Source organism: Acinetobacter sp. WY4 (assembly GCF_018438165.1).
Lineage (GTDB): Bacteria > Pseudomonadota > Gammaproteobacteria > Pseudomonadales > Moraxellaceae > Acinetobacter.
In genome coordinates, this window is sequence record NZ_CP053947.1 from 748,458 (window position 1) to 772,685 (window position 24,228).

The following is a 24,228-nucleotide window of genomic DNA, read 5'->3' on the forward strand; positions in this document are numbered from 1 at the left end:
ATAGATTTTTTGGTCATGGTTTAAGACTCCTATGTAGTGACTAAACCGACTATAAAGTCATCCGCCTTACTTGTGAAATAAATAGAATGCATGTCTTTTGCAGATTTTTTCTATAGGACTTTTTCCGCAAAATTTATCTGTAATCGCTGCTGATTCATTGCCTGACTTAATAGTATTTCTGGCAAGTTTATAAAATCGAATAACAATTCTCTGCTTGTATAAGATATCTCGCTCTGCACATCATAAAGCCCTATAGAAGTAGAAATAGGGACTTAATTTTACAATGGCTAACCCTGCTCAATTAGTACGTCACAAGCTGCTTAATACTTTCTTTTCCCGCCATTCGGTCTGGTTTGCCTGCATTCTGATTGCAGTAATTTTTACTACATTTCATATCGGTTATTCACCGCGTTATATCTATTATTTTATGCCGCAAACGTTAGTGAATACCCTATGGATCCTGAGCATTCTGCTGAGTTTGCTGGGTTTGTATGATGTACTACAAAATAAGCATTCCATTCTGAAAAATTATCCCATTATGGGACATTTCCGCTTTATCTTTGAGGAATTCCGTCCCGAGATTCGTCAGTATTTTATTGAAGCCGACCGGGACGCACTGCCTTTTTCCCGTATGCAGCGCAGTCTGGTGTATCAACGGGCAAAAAATGAAAATTCTGATAAACCTTTCGGCTCGATTCTGAATGTCTATGAAGATAATTACCGCTTTGTTAGTCATTCCATCACGCCCTGCAAAGTTGCTGATCCGCAGACTTTTCGTATCCTGATTGGAAATGAGCAATGTACCCAGCCCTTTTCAGCTTCTATTTTAAATATTTCAGCCATGAGCTTTGGCAGCATGAGTGCCAATGCGATACGTGCACTTAATCTCGGCGCTCAAAAAGGTGATTTTTTCCATGATACAGGCGAAGGCAGTATCAGTCCCTACCATCTGGAATATGGCGGTGATCTGGTCTGGGAAATTGGCAGTGGTTATTTTGGCTGCCGTACTTTAGATGGACAATTCGATCCGGAACGTTTTGCTGCACAAGCCAAACTACCCCAAGTAAAGATGATTGAAATCAAGCTTTCGCAAGGCGCAAAACCTGGCCATGGCGGTATTTTACCTAAAAGTAAAATTTCGGAAGAAATTGCCCAAATTCGAGGCATCAGCCGTGATCATGATTGTGTTTCACCTTCGAGTCATCCGGCATTTAGCACACCGATTGAAATGATGCATTTCATACAAAAATTACGTGAACTTTCCAACGGAAAACCGGTCGGATTTAAACTGTGTCTGGGTCAACCGTGGCAGTTTATGAGCATGGTCAAAGCTATGTTACATACCCAGATTTACCCAGATTTTATTGTGGTTGATGGCTCTGAAGGTGGAACGGGAGCTGCACCCATTGAATTAATTGACTATGTCGGTGCGCCTTTAAGAGAAGGTTTACTGTTTGTACACAACACCCTGGTTGGTGCAGGTTTGAGAGATAAGATCAAAATTGGTGCAAGTGGTAAAATTATTAGTGCATTCGATATTGCCAGTACGCTTGCCATTGGTGCGGATTGGGTGAACTCTGCCCGTGGTTTTATGTTTGCAGTAGGCTGTATTCAGGCACAAAGTTGTCATACCAACCAGTGCCCTGTCGGAGTCACCACCCAGGATAAAGATCGCCAGAAAGCTTTACATGTGCCGACCAAGGCAGAACGGGTGTTTCATTTCCATAAAAACACCTTACATGCCCTGTCTGAACTAATAGCTTCCGCAGGTCTCAAACACCCTTCCGCTATTAAGGCGCATCATCTGGCACAACGCGTGAATAATCACGAAATAAAGAACTTTGCGCAGATTCATTTCTGGCTGAAAGAAGGCGAATTATTGGCCTGTGAAAATAAGGATGAGGAGAACTTCTACTTCCGGATGTGGAATTTGGCCCAATTAGAAAAATTTTAAATCAATAGCATTAGAACTAAAAAAGGCGTTTTCATAAACGCCTTTTTAAATATTAAATTTTCAATCTATTAATAATAAGTTTTGCTGCCGTGTGCATGCAGAAAGGCAGGAATCAAACCCGTCAATGCAGCACGAATATCAGCACGCTCATTGATTAACTGATGCGAACCCTCTTCTAGCATAAGCAAAGTCTGGAGTCTGAATTTACGTCGGATAAATTCGATATTATAACGCCAGTCCACAGTCTGATCCTGTGCACCCTGTGCTAGCCAGACTGGAATACGACAAGCCGGACGCGCTTCCATTTCCAGCATCCAGCGTGACATCGCTAAAATCCAGTCCATGCCCATTATTCGCGGTTGTAATGGATCTTTAAGCCGGATAAAACGCAGAAACTCCGGATTATGATTATTGCGTCTGAAATGCCGGGGAACTTCACGTTTGATTCGGCTAATAATGCCCAATCCGACCGAATTATGCCACCAGGCAGTTTTGGCGGGACGAATCAATGGTGATAATAGCAAGACCCGCTCAACAAAAGGATTTTCACGACGTTCTGCAAATTCCAGTAAATGGTGCATCCAGATCGCACCGCCGGTACTCTGCCCGATGCCAACCCAAGGTTTGGGTAATTGTGAGGCATGTTGCACATAACGATGTACGGCATGCAAAACCTGCTGATAATGATCAAAATTCTGAATGCTGGCAGGTGAACCATCACTCAGACCATGTCCAGGCAGATCATAGGTCAACACACTAAAACCCTGTTCTAAAAGCTCTTTGACAATCGGCTGATAAATGCCGCTATGTTCCAGATAACCATGCAACAGAAAGGCAGTTCCCTGAATCTTGTCAAAGCGGGTATTTTCCAGATTCGGTTCAAACACCTGTACATGCAACTTGAATAATGGCATCTGTACATAGCCCTGCCAGTGTTTGCAGTCCAGTAAATCAAAACCATAAAGCTTTCGATAGGACTGCAGATCAATCGGCGGTTCATCACTACGATTCAGGTTTAAAGGTGGCAAGAGTTGAGGCGTAACATCCCGACTCGGAATGGGTAAATCCAGCTGTTTCAGAATGGTGGGATTTAAAAATGGGATATCAGACATTATGGCACCTCCCGACAGTCACTGGATCCAAACCACATATCGCGCATGGTCGCCAACATTTCATAATTGGCACGACGACTGTGATCATAATTTTGTGCACTTGGACGCCATCGTGTCAATGGCGTTGGCATCGGCGCTTCTACCGGAATGGTTTGTATGCCATTTAACGCAAATAAACGGCGGGTACGCGGCATATGATAACGATCCGTAATCAGAATCACTGTAGGCGCTCCACCTTTCTTTTGTAATAATAATGAACTGAAACGGGTATTTTCACAGGTGTTCATGCTGCGATCTTCCAGTAATTTGGCATCGACACCATGATTTTTTAACCAGCGCTGCATATACGGCGCTTCGACCCCACTCAGAACAATCGGCAACTGATAATGTTTCTCTACTGCCAGCGTAGTTTCCAGACGTAGTCGCGTATAGTTATTGACGATGATCTCTTTGCCTTGGTCATCTAGGGTTAAGCCACCACCCAATACCACAATGGCATAAGGTTGGGAGCTATTCGCCGGTTTAGCCTGCTGTTGCTCTTGTAGTAAAGCCAAGTCCTGCTGGATTTCCTCTCCATCGGTTTCCTGTACCGAACTGGCTTCACCCTGCTCTAGTGGATGCGTCGTCAGAAACTCCATATATTGCTCAATGCGCTCCTTGTTTTCACTACTGTCCCACTCCAGCAATTCCCGGACATTGGCTGTCGGATCGACTGGTTCTGCTTCTTCCTGAGAGGACAATAAGGGCACCTGAGCAGGTGGACTTTGCTCTGCTTTTTGATCTTGCTGTTCGCGCTGATATTCTTCAATCACCTGCTGCAGTGCTTTATAACGTGCCTGAATCAGCATCAGGTTGGCCGAGTTATTTTGCTGGATATCCTGTTCCATGACCTTTAAATACGCCTGACGGGCAATCCACAAATCAGAGCCAGGTTCCAGATTTTCATGTTCGCTGAGTGCAGCCATTTTCTGGCTTTGAGCCGCGACTTCATTTAGCTCTAAGGAGACAAACTGGTTTAAGCCCTTGACGATCATTTTTGAGTAAAAAGGCGTATAAACCAACACCAGTAGACAGCCGCATAGCACAAACAGTCCAGTGACAATTTGTAGCAAACGTACCATCCAATGGGTGTTTTTCATGTTATTCCTCTTCCTGATGAGAACGGATCAAGCCATTTTTATCGAACAATACAGGTTCAGGCTCCAGCATTAGACTAAATTTTTCCCAAACTGACTGTTGTACTGCACGATACGTTTTACGAACATCGGTGAGAGAGGCTTGACCATAATTCACCAAGACCAATGCCTGTTTGTGAAACATGCCGACAGGCCCCAACTGTTTACCCTTCCAGCCCGCCTGATCAATCAGCCAGCCCGCTGCTAGTTTAACTTGAGCATTGGCTTGTTGGTAATGGGGTAAATTCGGGAAAGATACAGCAATTTGGTCAGAGACCGCCTGATCAACCACTGGATTTTTAAAGAAGCTACCCACGTTGGGAAATTCTTGCGGATCAGGTAATTTGCTCTGACGAATCTGAATGACCTGTTGCTGCAAGTTTTCTGCTGTGAGCTGATCACCGACCGCAGTCTTCAGGTCACCGTAATTCAGTTTCAAATCTGGCTGTTTAAGTAATCTAAAAGTCACATGGGTAATCACATAACGGTTAGGATCATCTTTAAAAATACTATGCCGGTAGGCAAATTGACAGTCTGCTGCCTGAATCGAGGCAAATTGTTTCAGCTGACGGTCATAGACCTCGACGGAATCGATAAACTCGCCGACTTCAACGCCATAAGCGCCAATATTCTGTACTGGCGAAGCACCGACACGTCCAGGAATCAGGGCCAAATTTTGTAAACCATACAGACCTTGTGCTGTAGTCCAGAGCACGAAGTCATGCCAGCCTTGTCCGCCGCCTACACGTAAACGTTGCGACTGATCATCAGCATCCAGCATTTCAATGCCTTGAATATCCATATGCAGAACTAGCGCATCAATCTGCTCCGGCAACAACATATTACTGCCGCCTGACAGGATCAGCAAATTGAGTTGCTGCTGTTCCGCAAAATCCAGTGCAGTTAGCAGATCAGCGGTGGATTGAATCTGAGCATAGTGCGAAGCAACTGCTTCTAAATTTAAGGTATTAAAAGGTTTAAGTTGAACCTGGGTTTGAATCTGCATCGCTTAAACCTTGTGTAAATTCTGTTTAAAAATCTCAATCCAGGCCTGGCTGCTGGACTCACACTGATCAAGCACCCGTTCAAAGCCATCCGCTTCGCCATAATAAGGATCCGGTAAGGCCTGTTTCGGATAGGTCTGATCATGTTCACTCATCAATGCCACACGTGCACGTACATGACCAAACTGAGTTTCTGCCAGACGCTGTATGTTCTGGATATTGGATAAATTCTCCAGATCCATCGCCAGAATCAGATCATAATCAATAAAATCATGCGGAATAAGTTGACGTGCGCGAAGTGCTGAAAGGTCATAGCCACGTTTCAGCGCATGCTGCTGGCTACGCAAGTCCGGTGCCTTGCCCGGATGATAATTACTGGTTCCGGCAGAATCGACCACAATATTCAGTTGCTGTTCATCACAATAATGTCTGAGTACAACTTCTGCCGTGGGAGAGCGGCAAATATTTCCCAAACAAACACATAACACCTTGTATGGCGTTCTGGATGACATAAACAACCTCAGAGCTACTTTATTTTAAGGATTCTTATGTTAAGTTATTTATATACTGATTCCTATCTTACAACCATAGAATAATCTCGTATTTGCAATAAAAAAATCAAGGATATCGCCATGAATCGTTTTCAGTTTCAAACCGTCCCCAATATCATTGCCGGACTAGGCACGATTCAGGAATTATTTAAAATTCTAAAAAATGGCCGTTATCGCCGTCTTCTACTGGTGACTGACCCGGGTATGCTGAAGGAGCAATTACATCTGCCGATTCTGGATATTATTGAATCTGCCGGACTGGAGTATGTGATTTACTCGGATGTTCAGGCCGATCCGCCCGATACAGTGGTGCTTGAAGCGGTGGCTTTTGCAAAACAGGAAAATATTGATGTGGTGCTGGGCTTTGGTGGTGGCAGCTCGATGGATGTGGCCAAACTCATTGCAATTTTGGCGCATCCTGAACAGCATCAGACATTGTCTGATCTGTATGGCGTTGATAATGCCACCGGACCGCGTTTAGCTTTAATTCTGGTACCAACTACGGCTGGAACAGGTTCAGAAGTGACGCCGATTTCGATTGTCACCACAGGTGAAACCACTAAAACCGGTATTGTGGCACCGATCCTTTTTGCAGATATTGCCATTCTGGATGCAACATTTACCCAGAATCTTCCAGCACAGATCACTGCCGCCACCGGCATTGATGCCATGGTACATGCCATTGAAGCCTATACCTCAAAACACAAGAAAAATCCTTATTCGGATATGCTGGCCAAACAGGCTTTAAGATTACTGAATGCCAATCTGCAACGTGTACTGCAAAACGGTCATGATTTAGATGCCCGCCAAAATATGCTGGTCGGTTCCATGCTGGCCGGACAAGCCTTTGCCAATGCACCAGTCGCTGCCGTACATGCGCTGGCTTATCCACTGGGTGGACATTTTCATCTTTCGCATGGGCATAGCAATGCACTGGTTCTAACTGAAGTATTAAAGTTTAATGCGCCAGCAGCCAAACAGCTCTATGCGGAATTGATGACCTGGCTGGATCCCCGTAGTAAAGGTTGCCATGATGGCCTGACCGATCTGTTTATTGATCATTTTAATAATCATCTGATGCAAAGCGGTTTGACTCTAAAACTAAATCAGTTGAATGTTCCAGAACATATGCTGCAGGTGATGGCAGAAGATGCGATGCAACAAAGCCGGCTGTTGCAGAATAATCCACGTGAACTCAAGGTGGAGGATGCTTATCAGATTTATCAGGCGATCTATTCCTAGATCAATTTCCACCTAAGCCTTATCTAGCTGAGGACTGAATAGTGATGAAAGCCACCATCAAACAGCGTGAACACTATACTTTTTTCCTGCCCATTCAAACCCGTTGGGCAGACAATGATCTGTACGGCCATGTCAACAATGTGACTTATTACAGTTATTTTGATACCGCAGCCAATGCCCTGCTGATTCAGGAAGCTGATTTTGATCCTAAATACTCCCCGATGATTGGCTTGGTAGTCAGCTCCAACTGTCAGTTTAATCAGGAACTGTCGTATCCGGAAATTATTGAAGTGGGCGTGGCCATTGAAAGCATGGGAAGCTCATCACTCAGCTATGATCTGGCTATTTTTAAACGCAACTCAGATACAGCCGCTGCGCAAGGCAATTTTGTCCATGTATTTGTCGATCGTGAGACACGAAAAAGCACCCCGATTCCAGTTGAAATGCGGGATGCTTTATCTCGATTTGTTGTGACTTAACATCCAGCCTATTTCAGTTGGATATTTTGCAGTTCACCGTCAAACTGCTGTAGCAGATCGCGTACTGCCGGTTCAGCATGTAACAATTCTTCGGCACGTTTAAAGGCACGTTCCTTACGCTGATGCTGCATGGTATATGGCGTTAACTGATCCACATTTTCAAATTTCACCTGGAAGTTAGTTTGCGGCCATTGCTGTTGCAAAGCAGCTTCCAGATGATGTTGCAACTGGGTCAACAACTGCTGGTACTGTTTAGGGATATGGAAAACGGATTCGCCATTCATCTGGCCAGTCATGATGCCATACTGTGCCAGTTCCTGTACTGCCGGAGAAAGCTGGCTGTTACGGAACCAGTATTCCCATTTTTCTACGCTCCACTCGCCTTCTAAGGTTTGCTCAGGTATCTTCAAAATATCCTGTGGCATCAGATTCTGCATATTTACATCTTGGGAAATGTCTTCCGGCAAAGCTGTCTGTGCGACTGGCTGAACCGGAGCTATATTTTTAAGAGCAGGCTGATCGGTTGTTTCCTGTGAAAGCTCTATTTCCGGTGCAGCAAGACTAAATTCCTCATCAGCAGACATACTGTTTTGTGGTGGCTCACTAGGAATGACAGCATCTGCAGGAATAAACTCTTCAAGCAGCAAATCATCCGAACTGTTGCTGGTAGCAGGTGCTTCTGGCGTACTCTCGATTTCATCAAAACCAAATAAGCCTTTGTCATCATTTGGATCAAAAACAATCTGATCCGCAGACTGAATCTCTTCAATCACTGTTTGAGTTGCTACAGGCTGGACAGGTTCAGGTGCATTGATGTTGGTTGGCTCTTCCTCATCCAAAAAATCATCCGAAGAAGGTTCAGACGCTGATGCGACATCAATCTCCTCATCCGACTCATCGTCCAGAGAGAAATCATCAAATACCGGTTCTGCCTCCAATGATTGTGTTTCTACTGATTCAGATTGAAGTTGTGTCTGAACGGACTGCTGTAGGCGTGTTGTATGAGTTGTTGCCTGTTGCGGTGCAGTCTCCTGCATCACCGGAATTTCGCTTGGCTGTAATGGACGGAAAGCCAGCAAACGTAGCACCGTCATTTCAAAGCCTTGTTCTTGCGTAACTGCAAGCTGTAGATCAGCACGACCTTTACAGGCAATCTGATAATACAGTTGCAGGTCTTGTGCTGAGATTAGAGCCGATAACTGCATGATCTTTTGATTGATCTCGGCACTATATTTCAGGCTTAAATCTGGTAGGTACTGCAATAAAGCCAGTTCATGCAGAGTCGAAATCAGCTGATCGAGCACCAATGACACATCCAGAGCCTGCTGGCGGAACTGCAGCAGTAATTGACTGACCTGCGCTTTCTGGTTCTGGTGAATCGCCAGAATCAGATCATAAATAATGGTACGGTCAATCAGCCCCAGCATGTCTTTAACATCCTGATGCTGAATCGCTCCCTGACCATAGGCAATTGCCTGATCGGTCAACGACAAGGCATCACGTAATGAACCTTGAGCAGATTCAGCAATCTGCCAGATGGCATCCTGATCAGACTGAATGCTTTCTTTGCTGAGAATATGGCCCAGATGTTCGGTAATTTCATCGACTGCCAATGGACGCAAAGTAAATTGCAGACAGCGAGAAATTACGGTAATCGGCAGTTTTTGCGGATCAGTGGTCGCAAACAAGAATTTGACGTGTTCCGGTGGTTCTTCCAGCGTCTTTAACAGCGCATTAAAAGAATGCGTGGAGAGCATGTGCACTTCATCGATCAGGTAGACCTTGAAACGGCCTTGAGTGGGTGCATAAGGAACATTGTCGAGCAGCTCGCGGGTATCTTCGACCTTGGTACGGGATGCCGCATCGATTTCGATTAAATCAATAAAGCGGCCTTCATTGACTGCGGTACACGTCGGACACACCTCACAAGGGGTCGAAGTAATACCGGTTTCGCAGTTCAAGCACTTCGCCAAAATACGTGCAATCGTGGTTTTTCCGACACCACGTGTTCCTGTAAACAAATAGGCATGATGCAAACGACCACGTTCGAGCGCGCTGGTTAAAGCACGTGATACATGGTTTTGCCCCACCAATTCATTAAAATTACGAGGACGGTATTTTCGCGCAAGTACTTGATACATGTATGCTCCTTTTTACAGGTCTAAGCATACTGTTTTTTTATGAAATAGTGAAATGAATGCCGGTTTATAAAGAATAAAAATCCCTTGATCAAAATCATTGAAAAAGGGATATAAAACAGATGCTTTTTTAAAATTAGACGGATTCAAACAGGATAAAGTCACTTTGCATCTGGTAGCGTTTGCCTGTTTGATCTTCACGAATTTCCAGAACATGCTTTTTCAGATCGACATAGAGCAGATTTCGGGTATCGACATTCAGTAGTTCAATCTTTTGTTGTGATTCATCCTGAAACCGAATCTGCCCGCTCATCGTTTCAATTTCATTATGTCCACTTAAACTTTCACGCTGTAAAGTAAAAGTCTGATCTTCATTCAAGGTCAAGGCCACTGCCATGCCTGGACAATCTTCACAACTTGAAAAACATCCCATACATGGCGTCGTGCCCTGATAACTCCCGACCCAGGCAGGAATCTGAGCTTTGGCTTCCATCACCGTTTTTGCAGCCGGCTGATTCGGATCCTGACATCCGAACAACGCACTGCTTGCGACCAAAGGAATCACCAGCACTTTTTTCATTACTTCACACCATAGCCATGGACTGCGCGACAAAATAGCATATTTGTCTGACGGGCTAAACTCCCAAATCAGGGATATTTAGCGCCAGCCTTTGCGGCCGGTCAGTACCGCATCCGCACAGCGCAAGGTTTCCTGCGTCAGGCCCCAAAGACGGTAATCTCCGGTTAATGAACCTGTCGGGAAATTATGCGTATAGGCAAAACTTAAATTCCGTTCAGGGTCACACCAGGCACCAGAGCCATTAAAGCCCATATGACCAAAACCTTTAGAGGCTTTTCCTAAAGTGAGAACACGGTGATACCCCAAGCGCCAGTGCATTGGTAAAGGCATGACCCGATCTCGTGTTTTGTATTGCACCTGACTAAGTCGCTGGAATACCTCCTGCGAAATCAGTTGCTGTCCTTGCCATTCACCACGACTGGCCATCATGGTATAGATTTTTGCCAGACTCTCTGCGGTAAATACTCCATTAGCAGATGGAATAATGGCCTGTAGACCCTCATAACTAAAGAAACTAAAGTTCTTCATGCCTTTGGGAATCATTGCATCCTGAAAATCCTGAGGATCCTGCCCGCTAAAGACCAAGGCTCGCTCCATCAGGTTCGGCTTTCTTGGTGTAGTTTTTTTCGCAGTCTGTGTTTGAGACTTGGCTGCTTTAGGCTTTAAAATGGGCAGCGCTACCCGAGCTAACTCATTCGTCGGTACGCTAAAATAAGCACCATTTAACTGTAGTGGCTGTACCAGATATTCCTGCATCAGCTCACCCAGTTTTTTACCAGTCGCTTTTTCTAATGCTCCACCCACCTGCCAGCCAAAAGTCAGCGGTTGATAGGCTGCATCTGTTGCAACTCGAAAACGTGGTTCCGCTGCTGCAATCCGGTCCAGCATATGCGACCAGTCGGCCATTTCAGTGGCATCATCAATCATATTACGGATATCAAACAGGCCACTTTGATGACTCAGCATATGCGCCAGAGTAATATTTTCTTTACCCCTTTGTGCAAATTCAGGCCAGTATTCTGCAACCGGTCGATCATAATCCAGATAACCTTGACTCACCAGAATGTGCGCCAAAGTCGCCAGCACACCTTTGCCTGTGGAATAACACAGCGACATGGTATCCGGTTGCCAGTTTTCAGTGACAGACTTTTTACCGGTATAAATATCGACGACCTTTTGTCCCTCAAAATATACCACCAGTGCGGCACCACCCTGTTCGGTACGTGCATCCTGCAAACGGCTAAACTGACGGGCAAGGTCACTGAAACGCTCATCGACATTGCCCTGATAATTATGCTGATCAGCAAACAGATAATCTTTAATTGGCTGCATCATTCTATCCATAGAATATTGATCCCTTAAAATGAAAAAGCCTAAATCGGGTTTAGGCTTTTGATCCAGATTTAAATCGCTTTGATATGACCGGTGACATGCGGTTTTTGACTCTTACTGTTTCGAATCAGGAAATCTGTCTCATTCGCTGCCTGCGCGGTCAGGAACTCAACTTTAGATGGCAAGTACATCGGCAACTTGAACCAGACATCAACTTCATAAGCATCTGGCAATGACAGATTCGCCAGTGCTTTGGCTTTGCTCCACATACCATGTGCAATTGCCTGTTTAAAGCCAAAGGCTTTCGCTGTAACTGCATGAATATGAATCAGGTTAAAGTCACCTGAGGTCATGGCATAACGGCGACCCGTATTCTCCGAGATGCTCCATTCATTATTCAGTTTGTATTCTGGCGCTTGGCTTTCTGCAGGTTTAGCAGCCGCTTTAGCATTGGTCTTTTGACGTGAGAGATAAGTGGTTAATGCTTCAACTACGACCTCACCTGCCACTTTGACTGTAGTAATGAAATCAAACTGAACGCCTTTATCATGTGGCTGTAATTCACCAAATTTGCATGATAGGGTCAAGGTTTCATTGACGCCGATTTTACGGTATTGCTTCACTTGGTTACGGATATGTACCAGACCCAAGATCGGAAACGGAAATGCTTCTGAAGTCATCATGTGCATTTGTAGACTTTGTGAAAGCACCGTCAGATAGATTGCTGGAATATAACCATTATTTTTAAAACCGCAGACTTCATTATAGGCTTTCAGATGTTTTTGATCGACCTTGAATGAATCCACCACATATTCAACTTGCGGTAGAACTTTTTCAGCTTTCGGCTTTTTAAAAATCAAGCCTTGAATCACTTTTGGATAGGCTAAATAAGGTTTTGGAAGTTGACTAAAATGGCGCGTATTCATACTGAACCTTTAAAATATTCTTTTCATTTATATATGAGTGGATTTCTCTCTCCCTTTGGGAGAGAGTTAGAGAGAGGGCTAAAAAAAGGCCCCTAATCTTTCTCTCCTAAATCCTCCCCCTGAGCTTCAATAAAAGCGCAAGAGAGAATTTGAATGCTTTAAGCCCCTAAAAGACTTTGACCACATACACGTATCACGTTGCCATTTAAACCTGTTGATGCAGTAGCAGCAAACATTGCAATCGTTTCTGCAACATCGACAGGTAGACCGCCTTGACTCATCGAATTCATACGGCGGCCCGCTTCACGGATCGCAAATGGAATCGCAGCCGTCATTTGTGTTTCGATAAAGCCCGGTGCAACGGCATTAATGGTTATACCATTTTTTAAAGTTGGTGCTGTGAATTTCACCACACCAATCACACCCGCTTTAGACGCTGCATAGTTGGTTTGACCCAGGTTACCTGCAATGCCTGAAATTGAGGATACACAGATAATACGACCATTGGCATTTAGACCATCGTTGGAGATTAAATAGTCATTTACACGTTCAATCGCAGACAGGTTGATGTTAATCACCAGATCCCATAGCTCAGGCTTCATATTGGCCAAAGTCTTGTCACGGGTAATACCGGCATTGTGCACAATAATGTCCAGACCACCCTGCTCAGCTGCTGCCGCTTTGATTTTCTCACCTGCATCTGCAGCAGTAATATCAATAGCTAAAGTTGAACCGCCAATTTCACCGGCTACACGATCAAGGTCCGCTTGCTGCTGCGGAACATCCAGACAGATGACATGTGCACCATCACGTGCCAATACATGAGCAATCGCTTCACCAATACCACGGCTCGCACCGGTTACTACAGCAGTTTTGCCTGCTAATGGTTTAGTCCAGTCCACATCCACTTTTTCAGCAGGTGAAACACGGATCACCTGACCAGAAACATAGGCAGACCGTGGAGAAACTGCAAAACGTAAAGCAGACTCAAGATTTGCTTTAGCACCAGCATCTACATAGATCAGGTTCGCTGAAATTCCCTTTTTAAACTCTTTACCCACAGATTTTACAAAACCTTCCAGTGCGCGTTGAGCAATGGACTGGCTGACTGATTTAGCAGTTTCAGGCGTAGTTCCTACAATCACGACACGGCCAGAACTTTGGATTTGACGTGCAATCGGGTTGAAGAAATCATAAAGTGATTTTAACTGTTCTGAGTTTTCGATTCCTGAAGCATCAAAAATGACAACTTTGAATTTTGATTCTTTATCGCCTGGATTAAATGCACCCAGATTCAGTCCAGCTGATGCAGCAGCCTGTTGTAATTCAGCATTGTTACCTGCATAGCTATTGGCATGAATATTTGCCAGAACCTGAGCAATAGCACCAGTCAAGGTACTTGCCGGTGCTGCTCCAAACAATACTGCACCTTTGACTACAGGTGTAGCAGACTCAAAACGCTCTAAAGAAGTTGGGGATGGCAGACCCAAATTTTTAATGACAAATTTACCAATAGGAGATTTTGCAAAAGTTTGGTACTGATCAGTCATGTTTATTATCTCTCATACAAATTAATTTTTGGTTGATCTAAAGTTATCCTTAAACTTCAGTATGATGCCAGACACTTATATTTCAATAGATCTACCAGTTTCCGCCCAATCATACTTGAGATAACAGGCAGATGACTTGACCTAAGCGCAGTCTGTAATGTCATTGTAGTCAATACAGCTTATCTTCTTCTATGCTAATGTAACCGCCAAGAAGACGATCTATTTGCCTGGTAAAGCCTTATGAGCAAAACAACTCAAGATAATCCAGCAGTCGAGAACTCTGCGACAGAAACTGTGTCAAAACCATCAACGCGTAGCAAGCGTAGCACTAAAAATCCTGATACAGCCAATGCCACAGAAAAAAGTCCGGCTAAAACCACACGTACACGCAGTACATCTGCACGTACCAAAAAAACGACTTCAAGCCAACAAGATTCAACATCTATAACACAGACTTCTGTTCAACAGGAACCAAACATGAGCCAAAATACAGTTCGCCGCGTTGCTATTATTGGTGGTAACCGCATTCCATTTGCACGTTCTAACGGTGCTTACTTTACGGCATCCAATACTGATATGTTCACAGCAGCCCTGAATGGTCTGGTTGAACGTTTTAACCTTCAAGGTCAACGCTTAGGTGAAGTGGTTGCAGGTGCTGTACTGAAACACAGCCGCGATTTCAACATGACTCGTGAATGTGTACTAAATACTGCTCTTGCACCGGAAACCCCTGCTTATGACATTCAGCAAGCATGTGGTACTGGCCTTCAAGCGGCATTTCTGGTAGCGAACAAGATTGCTCTAGGTCAAATCGAAGTAGGCATTGCAGGTGGTGTAGATACGACTTCTGATGCACCGATTGCTTTTGGTGACGGTTTACGTAAAGCATTACTTGAGCTAAATATCGCGAAAACTGCAAAAGACCGTCTGAAAGCATTGACCAAGATCAATGTGAAAGACCTGATGGATGCACCAAAAAATGGTGAACCGCGTACAGGTCTGTCTATGGGTGATCATCAGGCGATTACCACACTGGAATGGGGAATTTCCCGTGAAGCGCAAGATGAACTGGCTGCATCTTCACACCAGAAAATGGCTGCAGCTTATGAAGAAGGTTTCTTTGATGACCTGATTACACCATTCTTGGGTCTTCAACGTGACAATAACCTGCGTGCTGATTCTTCAGTTGAGAAGCTGGCAAAACTTAAACCTGCTTTTGGTAAAGGTGATGCACGTACCATGACAGCGGGTAACTCTACACCGCTAACAGATGGTGCTTCTTGTGTACTATTGGCTTCTGAAGAATGGGCGAAGGCAAATGGCCATGAAGTGCTAGCTTACCTGACTTTCCAGGAAACTGCCGCAGTTGATTTTGTCGAGAAAAAAGAAGGTCTGTTGATGGCGCCTGCATATGCCGTACCACGCATGCTTGAGCGTGCAGGTCTGAAACTGCAAGACTTCGACTATTATGAAATTCATGAAGCTTTTGCATCTCAAGTATTGTCTACGCTGAAAGCTTGGGAAGATCCAAAATTCTGTAAAGAGCGTTTAGGTCTGGATGCACCTTTAGGTTCAATTGACCGTGCCAAACTGAACGTAAAAGGCTCTTCACTTGCTGCCGGTCACCCGTTTGCAGCAACTGGTGGTCGTATCATTGCGACAGCAGCAAAACTGATTAACCAGAAAGGTTCAGGCCGCGTACTGGTGTCGATCTGTGCAGCCGGTGGTCAAGGTGTGACGGCAATTATTGAAAAATAATCCGTTGACCGATCCAATTAAAAAGCCCCTCAATTGAGGGGCTTTTTTTATGTTTTAGGGATTTGTTATTGGATTATTTTTAAAATATTCATCTACTTTATTCCATGGTGCAGTCGATGCCACACCTTTTACCATATTCTGGTTCACACCCTGACAAAGCGCGCTGTCGGGTGTTAGGTGGAAAGCATTCACATTTGGGTCCATATAAGGAATTGAGCCTGGACGGCGCTGGAAATAGAAGTTTAACCAATCGACCATAGCTTCAAAGCCATAATTCGACATGGCCCAGGCACTATTATGCCCGCCCCAATGATGACCAAATTCATGTGCAATAATTCGATAACCAGATAATGTGTAATGGCCATAGAATAACCAAGTATCTACTCCTAATACTGCTCCACCACCTAAACCATCACCCATATTGGTAATGCCAAGATTAATTTCATTGCGGTTAAGAATTTCCCGATAGATCCGGACATAATCTTCTGGCTGAAAGAAACCATTCGGCCCTTCTACCTGACCATCATTGCCAAAAAAATCGTGTCCCATGACCGCTTTATGGTTAAACCATAAGGTTTCAAATTCTGGAGTACTGAGCATATAGGCCAGATTGGTCATCATCATGACCCATTCCCGGGCATAGACCGGCGTAATACGACACCATTTATTCGGTTCATCATAGGTACCAAAATAAATTTTCCATTTGGCTTTAATCTGATTCAGCTTTTTGACGTGCTCATCGGTCTCAGAGCTAATTTTCAGATCAAAAACATTGCTTGGGTTTTGCGTGGTCTGACTCAGACCTGCGAGCTGGATCGAGCCTGTGCCATCAAGCAACGGGAAACGGGATTGATCGGTCAACTTGAGACCAAAATTTGCCTTCGAAAATGGCGTCAACTGATCCAGCTTAGCCAGAATCACCCAGTCTTCTGAGTTTTTAATATTGGCACGAATCTGCAAATCACGTACAGGCACAGCACTGTAGCTTTGCAAATGCAGGCGGTTGCCATTTAGAGTTGCCGATAAAATCTTGTCCATATAGACATGACGCTGGCTGCTATTGGTCAAGGTTTCCCATGATTCACCATCCTGCAAGACACGGCTTCTCTCGCGTGCCTGAGATTCGGTTAAAATCATAGCTTGGTTTAGCTGTGTGGATTTATTCTGTTGCAAGGTCAGCATTGGCAGAATATGAATTTTCTGATTGGCCATGTGTAATAGATTCTGACCATAAATATAAAGATCGCTGGCCTTGGCCAGTCGACTGCTCTGGTTTTGCCCTTTTAAAATATAATCTCGGAAAGTATCTACACTTTTATTGGGTAAGATAGACTCCAAGTTAAAAGATTTTTCCCGGTAGCTTTTTACAGTTCCATCATTTCGTGACACATAGACCAAGCCATCGTTATGACGATGCATGACTGCCGACAAATTGGTTTCTGTTAAAATGGGCGTAATATTATTTCCATTTTCCTGAATCTGATTGATATCGTGGACATAAGTCATACCATCCGGCAGGCTGGTATACAGATAGTCGCCCATGACCTCCATACGTGCATTACAGTTGCGTGCACAGCCCGGCAAGCTGAGCCGTGCAAATTTGCGGGCCTTTAAATGGTTTTGCGCTGTCACATCACTTTGACGCCAGACATTGATCCGGCCTTCAATATCAGGTACATACACATAACGGTCGTCAGCAGTCACTGCATTGCTATGTACCAGCGAATAATTAAGCGCATCGCCCCACCACACACCTGTACCGAGTGCCATAATGAAGCTCGGCTGTTCACCACTAATATCTAGAATATCAATTCGGTTCGAGCCATAATTGGCCACATATAAACGCCCTGCATGAATTTCCAGATCATTCAGGCTGTCCCATTTTTTGGCCAGACCCGAAATTTTCATAGGATCAATCGCACTGAGTGCACGTTTTTGCTTTAAGTCATAACGTAAAATATTCGATTCGGCCTGACTATTGGCAATATAAAGGACATCGCCATTTACCACCATGGCGGTGGGATTCCAGGTTTTCAGACCGAAATTCCCTGCTGTTAATTCTGAACCCACATCCAGAACCTTAAATTCCGCAATTTTGCTCAGTTGCTCACCCGAACCGGGGGGTGTCACTGGATCCGGCAGCGTCTGCTGTGGCGTACTGCTCTCACCTCCTCCACCCCCACAACCCCACATCAGCAACACGATGGACACTGACAAGATCGCTCGTCTAAATAGCATTGAATTCCCCAATAAATTTTAAAATTAAAATGAAAAATCAATGTCTTATAGCTTAATTTTCAGTTGGGTTCGAGCATAAAAAATGAGGACTTGATCAAGTCCTCATCGCTGAATATTTCACCTTTCGCATTCTGAAAAGGGAGTCTGAACTGTGTGGTATTTTTTATGGCTTATTTAATGATGAGATTTTCCGATAATCCGGCTCTTGCCCCAGTCTGGCTTCTAGATGATCATAAATCCACTGGAAAATAAAGGTATACACCAAGATACAAAGGGTCAAAGCCAAATCCAGCAGAAAGGCCTGAGCCAGACTCATGTGCAAGGCATAAGCCACCATCGGAATGGTCGCCAGCATCAAACCGCCTTCAAAGCCAATTGCATGGGCAATCCGCACTTTAATGGTTCTTTTCAAACGATGTTTTGCTTCAAATTTTTCAAAATAATGATTAAACAGCATGTTCCAGAGTACTGAAGTCACGGCCATAGCAATCCCGAGTGCACCGGTGACCTCAAGCGGCATATGCATCAATGTACTTAGCAGGACAGCGATCACGACCAGTAAAATGCCTTCATATAAAGCTGCATGAATCAACCTTCTTTTGGAAATTAACATATCAAATCAGCTCAATTCATTACATGATGCAAGAATTTTATTTCTTTAAATCTGACTATTCGAGTTAGAATCTATCAGTAAAAATGAAAGATAAAATTATGAATGTTAATCAGGAACAGCTGCTGATGTTTAAAACTGTGATGGAAACCGGTTCTTTCTCTGCAGCTGCCCGTCAACTGGGTAAAGTACCTTCCGCAGTCAGCATGGCCATTGCCAATCTGGAAATTGACCTGAATCTGGAACTGTTTCAGCGTATAGGTCGTGAACCGAAACCAACTGCACAAGCGCAGGTATTGTATGAAAAAACCCAGCAGCTACTGGTAGAAATGAACCAGTGGAAACAGCATGCTCAAGCCCTAAGTTCAGGCTTGGAATCTGAATTGAATATTGTGGTAGTTTCAGAATTGCTGCATACGCGCTGGACCGATTATATTGTGTTGCTAGAACAGGAATTTCCTGCACTGCAAGTCAATGTATTCAGTGCACCTCAGGAAGATGCACATCGTATGCTGTTTGAAGGTTCAGCGCAGCTAGCCTTGATGTTTGAACGCGAACAACTGGAAACACGGGAACAGTTTGTGGAATTGAAACGTGAGGTACTGGTGGCTGTAGTCGCCAAACAGCATCCCCTAAGTCAGTTCGATCAAGTCAGTTATGAACAGATTTTGCAAAACAGGCAGATTGTGGTGGCCAGTCGGGATCGCACCATCAAGCCGGAACTACTCTTTTCACGAAATTACTGGCGCACCGACAACCACCACTCGGCTTGCAGCATGATTCAGCAAGGACTGGGCTGGGGGGTTCTGCCACTCGAAATGCTGAATGAGCAGCCACATTTGCAAGATCAGTTACAGGTTCTCAACCTGCTCGATTTCACCCCAAAGTTTGAATATTTTGTTGATCTGGTCTGGAGCAGAGAAACCCGATTAGGCACAGCTGCTCATTTTTTGATTAATCACTTGCGCAAACAACGTAAAACCGGGCATTAATCACAGAAATTCAACGACAGTCTACTTGGTAAACCGGCCATTTATGATATATAAGAAAGCATAAGCAATAACCATAGAACTAGATCGTAATGACATTAACTGCATTAAACCAATTAAAAAACTTGACGACCATTGTGGCAGACAGCAGTGATTTGAGTGCCATTGAAAAATTTCGTCCGCTTGATGCAACCACCAATCCATCGCTGATTACTGCAGCAGCAAAACAACCTGAAAATCAGGCCTTGATTGAAGCTGCTTTTCAGCAAGCCCAGCAAGAAGGCTATGCAGATGACGCTCTGATTGAACGGACTATTGATATTTTAACGGTCAAATTTGGTGTAGAAATCTTAAAACTGATTGAAGGTCGTGTTTCAACGGAAGTCGATGCTTCGCTGTCCTTTAATACTGAAGCTACCATTGCCAAAGCCAAAGAGTTACTGGCACTTTATGCGCAATATGGAATTGACTCAGACCGCATTCTGATCAAGATCGCGTCTACCTGGGAAGGCATTCAGGCAGCGAAAGCACTGGAAGAACAAGGCATTCATACCAATCTGACTTTATTGTTTGGTCAGCATCAGGCCCATGCCTGTGCTGATGCCAAAGTAACATTAATCTCGCCTTTTGTCGGCCGTATTCTGGACTGGTACAAAAAAGCTGAAGGCGTTGAGTTTTACCCGATTGAAAAAGATCCGGGTGTACTTTCGGTTAAGCGTATTTATGAATTTTATAAAGCGCATGGTATTCAGACTGAAATCATGGGTGCCAGCTTCCGCAGTATTGATCAGGTTCTAGGCTTGAGCGGCTGTGACCTGCTCACGGTAGCACCAAACCTGCTGGCCGAACTGGAAAATGATCAGCGTGAAGTGCAGGCCCAACTCTCAGCCAAAGATATTAAAGTTCAAGGTGAACTCAGCCCAATCAGCCCTGCCGATTTTGAAGCACAACTGAAACAGGATCCGATGGCCAGTGAATTATTGCAAGGCGGCATTGACGGTTTCATTAAAGCCCGTGAGCAACTGGCTGCTTTATTACGTGAAACTTTCCTGAGTACCACTGAGATTTAAAGAAAATTTAGCAAATTTCTCCAAGCCGATGTTGCTATAATGCCGCATCGGCTTTTTTGTTCATGCGAGTTTTTCGTGTTTGGTATCACAGATCTAACGACCTTTATCATTGGAACCACGTTGATTGTGCTACTGCCCGGGCCGAATTCCCTGTATGTCATGTCGATTGCTTCGCGCTTTGGGATTAAGACGGGATATATGGGTGCCTTGGGGGTTTATACCGGTGATCTGATCCTGATTATATGTACAGCATTGGGAGCAGCTTCTTTACTGCATGCCTTTCCGGTACTGTTTATTGCACTGAAAGTTATTGGAGCGATCTATCTCAGTTACTTGGGTATCAAGCTAATCATTGCGGCCTACCAGACTTTCTTTCCGGAAAAGTCATCACAACGCGTCCAGATTAAAAAGACGACTCCAGATACGGTAGAATCTGTTCAGCCCTTTCGTACAGCGCTCACAATCAGTATTTTAAATCCCAAAGCGATTCTGTTTTATCTGTCTTTTTTTGTGCAGTTTGTCGATCCTGCCTATCCTTATCCAGCCCTGACATTCACGCTTCTGGCTGTAATCTTGCAATTGATCAGTATGACCTATCTTTCAATCCTGATTTTTTCTGGTGTAAAACTGGCGTCCTATTTCAACCAAAATTATAAAGTGACTGCCAGCTGTGTCGCAGCGGTCGGGATCCTGTTTTGCGGTTTTGGCCTTAAACTGGCGACTTCAACTTTCTAGCAATGATCGGCTTCAAACCAGTAGACCTTTGGATAAAATTGTTAAAAACATTGTGTTGATACGTGAAAAGCGTATGATTTAAACGCATTTAAAAATAGTGTCATGGATGATGCCAAAACTTTTACAAGATCTCTCCTTTCCTGCCGTCATGGCCGGTTTTATTACCTGCATGATTGGTATTAGTGTTTCCGCCGTACTGGTCATTGAAGCCGCTCAAAGCCTAGGTGCTAATCAGGCACAAATTAGCTCCTGGTTATGGGCACTGGGTATAGGTATTGGAGTTTCTGGATTTTTGCTTTCCTGGAAATATCGTTATCCGATTTCAACCGCCTGGTCGACTGCCGGTCTGGCACTGGTCATTGCTTCTGCCGGTCACTATAGTCTGGGTGAAGCAATTGGCGCTTTTCTGATTTCTGGCATCCTGATTGCCTGTCTGGGATTTTTTGGAATTTTCGAGCGAATTTTCCAGTTTATTCCACAGAGTTTGACCAGTGCCATGCTGGCAGGTGTTTTATTAAAATTTGGCATCTCGGTCTTTGGCAGTCTGCAACAGTCCTGGGAATTCGTGCTTTGTGTACTGGCGATTTATCTGGTTTCCAAAAAACTGAGTACGCGCTATAGCATCGTGATTACTGTCTTGATAGCTATCTTCATTTGCCCTTTCTTTATTGATTTCACTATTCCTGCACTGAACTGGAGTATTGCCCAGCCGGTCTGGACTACGCCTAAATTTAGCCTACAGGCTATTTTAGGACTGGCTTTACCCTTAATGGTGATTAACCTGGCATCGCAATACCTGCCCGGCTTGGCTGTGATTAAAAGTTATGGCTATCCACCCAAGGTCAATCCGATTTTAGGCTGGACGGGTATTACCCAGGCGATGCTGGCACCCTTTGGCTGTTTCAGTGTCAATCTTGCCGCAATCAGTGCGGCAGTCAGTCTGGATGCCCAAGCGCATCCTGATCCGGCCAAACGTTATATTGCAGGGATGAGCTGCGGCCTGTTTTATATTCTGATGGGTTTTTTTGCTGCGACCTTGACCAGTGTACTGATGGCTTTTCCAGGGATTCTGATTACAGTCTTGGCAGGCATTGCCCTGTTTGGCACCATTGGCCACAATATTGCGCTGGCTTTTCAGGACAGTCACGACCGTGAAGCGGCACTGATGACATTCCTGTTTAGTGCCTCTAATATTCAGTTTTTCGGTATTGGTTCAGCTTTCTGGGGACTGCTACTTGGTTTGACGGTTTATTTGCTGTTTAAGCTTAAACTGCAAGTGGCGTAAGCTTATTGTAGAAATGAGGCAATTACTTTTGCTGCCTTTTTAATGCCCAGCAGTTTGGGAAAACAGGTTAATCACCACCACACCGGAAATGATCAGTGCAATCCCGATAAAAGCGGGCACATCCAGCGCCTGCTTAAAGATTACATAGCCTACGATTGCCGTAAGAACGATGCCTACTCCCGCCCAGATCGCATAGGCAATACCTAAAGGAATTACTTTAATGACCTGAGACAGCAAATAAAACGCAATACAGAATAAAATGACTACAGCCAGAGATGGCCATAATCGGGTAAAGCCTTCTGACTTCACCAGAAATGTTGATCCAGTCACTTCGGCAATAATAGCCAACGCCAACAACAAATATGCCCATGAGACAGGATTCATTTTTTAAACTCCAAACAATTTTTCAACGATTGCTGTCGGGACGATCTGACATGATCAATCTTGAGAGATTCATTTTGCACAGTTTTCTCTTCAAGGGGAAAGCTGATGTAAAAAATCCAGGGTTTTGACAAAGGTTTGCTGACTTTCCTTTTTTCCCATAAAAAACTGATATTCATGAATGAGCCAGGCCTTAGACTCTGGATAAAATATTTCAGTCACAGGAACCTGCTGTTCCTTCAAAGCTTTTACAAATGGGAGTGACTGGGTATCGGTCAGAAAGTCCTTATTTCCGCCACTGATGAACACGGGCGGATAAGACGGCGTAATATACTGGATTGGAGAAATCTGCTTTAAAAACGCGGCATCATGTTTACGCTCGCCGGTATAAGCCTGAATCAGGTTAAAGACACCCCATTCGATAATTTTCATTTCTTCAGGTGCTGTGCTGGCAAATGCTTCCAAGTCATAAATTCCACAATGCAAGATTAAACCTTTAAGCTGCGTAGGTTGCAGATGAGGCTGAATACCGGATTGGTCGGCAAATACAGGATTGGTCAAAAGCGCGGCGTAATGGCTGGCCATATTCGCCCCGGCAGAATCTCCGGCCAGATATAAGTTCTGGGCATCGATTTGGTAGGTGTCTGCATAGGTATCGAGAAATTCAAGTGCCTGATTGATCTGGTGTAACTGGCTTGGATAGGTCACTTGTGGCGCAAACTGATATTGTACGGATACCACGTTATAGCCCTGTGCCGCCAGCAGCTTGAAATAACCCCGTGCATGTTCTTTAGAACCTGAAATCCAGCCGCCGCCATGAATCCAGACAATGGTCGGTCGTGGGCCAATACTGGCAATATTCTGCGGCTGATACAGATCCAGAGATAATTTCTGTTGCGGCGCATAGGCAATATTCTGCTGCACGATAACCGCACTAGGTGCATAACGATCCATCACTTTTTGCTGCAAGCCTGTGGTCAGGTTAAAAGCACCGGCAATGACTTTACTGTTCTGTGCGGTCTGACAGCCGGAAAGAATAACTGAACTTATGAGCAAAAGATGAATGGCAAAAAACCTCAAAACTGTCCCCTATACATGATCTAAAAACAGGCTACGGCA

At 44.5% G+C, this 24,228-nt stretch carries 21 protein-coding genes; 8 read left to right on the forward strand and 13 right to left on the reverse strand.

Translation table 11 applies throughout. The annotated features are described in order from the left end of the window. Nucleotides 1–283 precede the first annotated feature (283 nt). Nucleotides 284–1,954, forward strand: coding sequence for an FMN-binding glutamate synthase family protein (locus G4D73_RS03490; protein ID WP_086044704.1), 1,671 nt, complete (start codon nucleotides 284–286; stop codon nucleotides 1,952–1,954). Nucleotides 1,955–2,022: 68 nt separating this feature from the next. Here G4D73_RS03490 and G4D73_RS03495 read toward each other — a convergent pair whose 3' ends face one another. The 4 genes from G4D73_RS03495 to G4D73_RS03510 are packed head-to-tail and all read right to left on the reverse strand — an operon-like array spanning nucleotide 2,023 to nucleotide 5,757. After that, a complete protein-coding gene (locus G4D73_RS03495) occupies nucleotides 2,023–3,066 on the reverse strand; it encodes an alpha/beta hydrolase (protein ID WP_086044703.1) in 1,044 nt (347 codons plus the stop codon). Beyond that, the gene (locus G4D73_RS03500) at nucleotides 3,066–4,205 is read right to left on the reverse strand and encodes a YdcF family protein (RefSeq protein ID WP_086044702.1); all 1,140 of its coding nucleotides are present in this window, start codon (nucleotides 4,203–4,205) and stop codon (nucleotides 3,066–3,068) included. Before G4D73_RS03500 ends, G4D73_RS03495 begins: the two co-directional genes overlap by 1 nt. Nucleotide 4,206: 1 nt before the next feature. After that, nucleotides 4,207–5,247: a UDP-N-acetylmuramate dehydrogenase gene (gene murB, locus G4D73_RS03505; RefSeq protein ID WP_005247280.1), complete on the reverse strand. Its 1,041-nt coding sequence runs from the start codon at nucleotides 5,245–5,247 to the stop codon at nucleotides 4,207–4,209. 3 nt (nucleotides 5,248–5,250) lie between these two features. Further along, nucleotides 5,251–5,757 carry a low molecular weight protein-tyrosine-phosphatase gene (locus G4D73_RS03510; protein ID WP_004278810.1) on the reverse strand — a complete coding sequence of 169 codons (507 nt, stop codon included), beginning with the start codon at nucleotides 5,755–5,757 and terminating at the stop codon, nucleotides 5,251–5,253. A 120-nt stretch (nucleotides 5,758–5,877) separates the two neighbouring features. Here G4D73_RS03510 and G4D73_RS03515 point away from each other — a divergent pair, with 120 nt between their 5' ends. Next, on the forward strand, nucleotides 5,878–7,038 hold the full coding sequence (locus G4D73_RS03515) for an iron-containing alcohol dehydrogenase (protein ID WP_213687394.1): 1,161 nt from the start codon (nucleotides 5,878–5,880) through the stop codon (nucleotides 7,036–7,038). Nucleotides 7,039–7,082: 44 nt separating this feature from the next. Further along, nucleotides 7,083–7,517 carry an acyl-CoA thioesterase gene (locus tag G4D73_RS03520; RefSeq protein ID WP_005252181.1) on the forward strand — a complete coding sequence of 145 codons (435 nt, stop codon included), beginning with the start codon at nucleotides 7,083–7,085 and terminating at the stop codon, nucleotides 7,515–7,517. Nucleotides 7,518–7,525: 8 nt separating this feature from the next. On the opposite strand, the gene dnaX is transcribed toward G4D73_RS03520, so the two are convergent. From dnaX to G4D73_RS03545, 5 genes are all read right to left on the reverse strand, one after another. Beyond that, entirely contained in the window at nucleotides 7,526–9,658 is a 2,133-nt protein-coding gene (dnaX, locus tag G4D73_RS03525) for a DNA polymerase III subunit gamma/tau (protein WP_213687395.1), read from the reverse strand. A gap of 133 nt (nucleotides 9,659–9,791) precedes the next feature. Continuing rightward, nucleotides 9,792–10,235: a copper resistance protein NlpE N-terminal domain-containing protein gene (locus G4D73_RS03530; RefSeq protein WP_004278816.1), complete on the reverse strand. Its 444-nt coding sequence runs from the start codon at nucleotides 10,233–10,235 to the stop codon at nucleotides 9,792–9,794. 78 nt (nucleotides 10,236–10,313) lie between these two features. Further along, nucleotides 10,314–11,579: a serine hydrolase domain-containing protein gene (locus tag G4D73_RS03535; protein WP_213687396.1), complete on the reverse strand. Its 1,266-nt coding sequence runs from the start codon at nucleotides 11,577–11,579 to the stop codon at nucleotides 10,314–10,316. Nucleotides 11,580–11,638: 59 nt separating this feature from the next. Then, complete coding sequence (locus G4D73_RS03540) at nucleotides 11,639–12,493, reverse strand: MaoC family dehydratase (RefSeq protein WP_044108854.1); 855 nt, start codon at nucleotides 12,491–12,493, stop codon at nucleotides 11,639–11,641. A gap of 158 nt (nucleotides 12,494–12,651) precedes the next feature. Continuing rightward, nucleotides 12,652–14,043 (reverse strand): 3-oxoacyl-ACP reductase, encoded by a 1,392-nt coding sequence (locus G4D73_RS03545; protein ID WP_004645432.1) that lies wholly within the window; start codon nucleotides 14,041–14,043, stop codon nucleotides 12,652–12,654. A gap of 240 nt (nucleotides 14,044–14,283) precedes the next feature. On the opposite strand from G4D73_RS03545, the gene G4D73_RS03550 reads away from it, so the two are divergent. Next, the gene (locus G4D73_RS03550; RefSeq protein WP_005263300.1) at nucleotides 14,284–15,801 is read left to right on the forward strand and encodes an acetyl-CoA C-acetyltransferase; all 1,518 of its coding nucleotides are present in this window, start codon (nucleotides 14,284–14,286) and stop codon (nucleotides 15,799–15,801) included. Nucleotides 15,802–15,855: 54 nt separating this feature from the next. On the opposite strand, the gene G4D73_RS03555 is transcribed toward G4D73_RS03550, so the two are convergent. Together G4D73_RS03555 and G4D73_RS03560 are read right to left on the reverse strand one after the other, a co-directional pair. Beyond that, complete coding sequence (locus G4D73_RS03555) at nucleotides 15,856–18,039, reverse strand: beta-propeller fold lactonase family protein (protein ID WP_213687397.1); 2,184 nt, start codon at nucleotides 18,037–18,039, stop codon at nucleotides 15,856–15,858. Nucleotides 18,040–18,202: 163 nt separating this feature from the next. Continuing rightward, nucleotides 18,203–18,652 (reverse strand): AceI family chlorhexidine efflux PACE transporter, encoded by a 450-nt coding sequence (locus tag G4D73_RS03560; RefSeq protein WP_213687398.1) that lies wholly within the window; start codon nucleotides 18,650–18,652, stop codon nucleotides 18,203–18,205. A gap of 98 nt (nucleotides 18,653–18,750) precedes the next feature. Here G4D73_RS03560 and G4D73_RS03565 point away from each other — a divergent pair, with 98 nt between their 5' ends. The 4 genes from G4D73_RS03565 to G4D73_RS03580 all read left to right on the forward strand — a co-directional run bounded on the left by G4D73_RS03565 (nucleotide 18,751) and on the right by G4D73_RS03580 (nucleotide 22,728). Next, on the forward strand, nucleotides 18,751–19,641 hold the full coding sequence (locus G4D73_RS03565; protein ID WP_005263303.1) for a LysR family transcriptional regulator: 891 nt from the start codon (nucleotides 18,751–18,753) through the stop codon (nucleotides 19,639–19,641). Nucleotides 19,642–19,730: 89 nt separating this feature from the next. Next, the gene (gene tal / locus G4D73_RS03570) at nucleotides 19,731–20,708 is read left to right on the forward strand and encodes a transaldolase (protein WP_213687399.1); all 978 of its coding nucleotides are present in this window, start codon (nucleotides 19,731–19,733) and stop codon (nucleotides 20,706–20,708) included. A gap of 75 nt (nucleotides 20,709–20,783) precedes the next feature. Further along, a complete protein-coding gene (leuE, locus tag G4D73_RS03575) occupies nucleotides 20,784–21,443 on the forward strand; it encodes a leucine efflux protein LeuE (protein ID WP_004278829.1) in 660 nt (219 codons plus the stop codon). A 109-nt stretch (nucleotides 21,444–21,552) separates the two neighbouring features. Further along, a complete protein-coding gene (locus tag G4D73_RS03580; RefSeq protein ID WP_213687720.1) occupies nucleotides 21,553–22,728 on the forward strand; it encodes a benzoate/H(+) symporter BenE family transporter in 1,176 nt (391 codons plus the stop codon). Between the two features lie 39 nt (nucleotides 22,729–22,767). Here G4D73_RS03580 and G4D73_RS03585 read toward each other — a convergent pair whose 3' ends face one another. Continuing rightward, nucleotides 22,768–23,112 (reverse strand): SMR family transporter, encoded by a 345-nt coding sequence (locus G4D73_RS03585; RefSeq protein WP_195725869.1) that lies wholly within the window; start codon nucleotides 23,110–23,112, stop codon nucleotides 22,768–22,770. A gap of 90 nt (nucleotides 23,113–23,202) precedes the next feature. Then, complete coding sequence (locus tag G4D73_RS03590; RefSeq protein ID WP_213687400.1) at nucleotides 23,203–24,189, reverse strand: alpha/beta hydrolase; 987 nt, start codon at nucleotides 24,187–24,189, stop codon at nucleotides 23,203–23,205. Nucleotides 24,190–24,228: the final 39 nt, after the last annotated feature.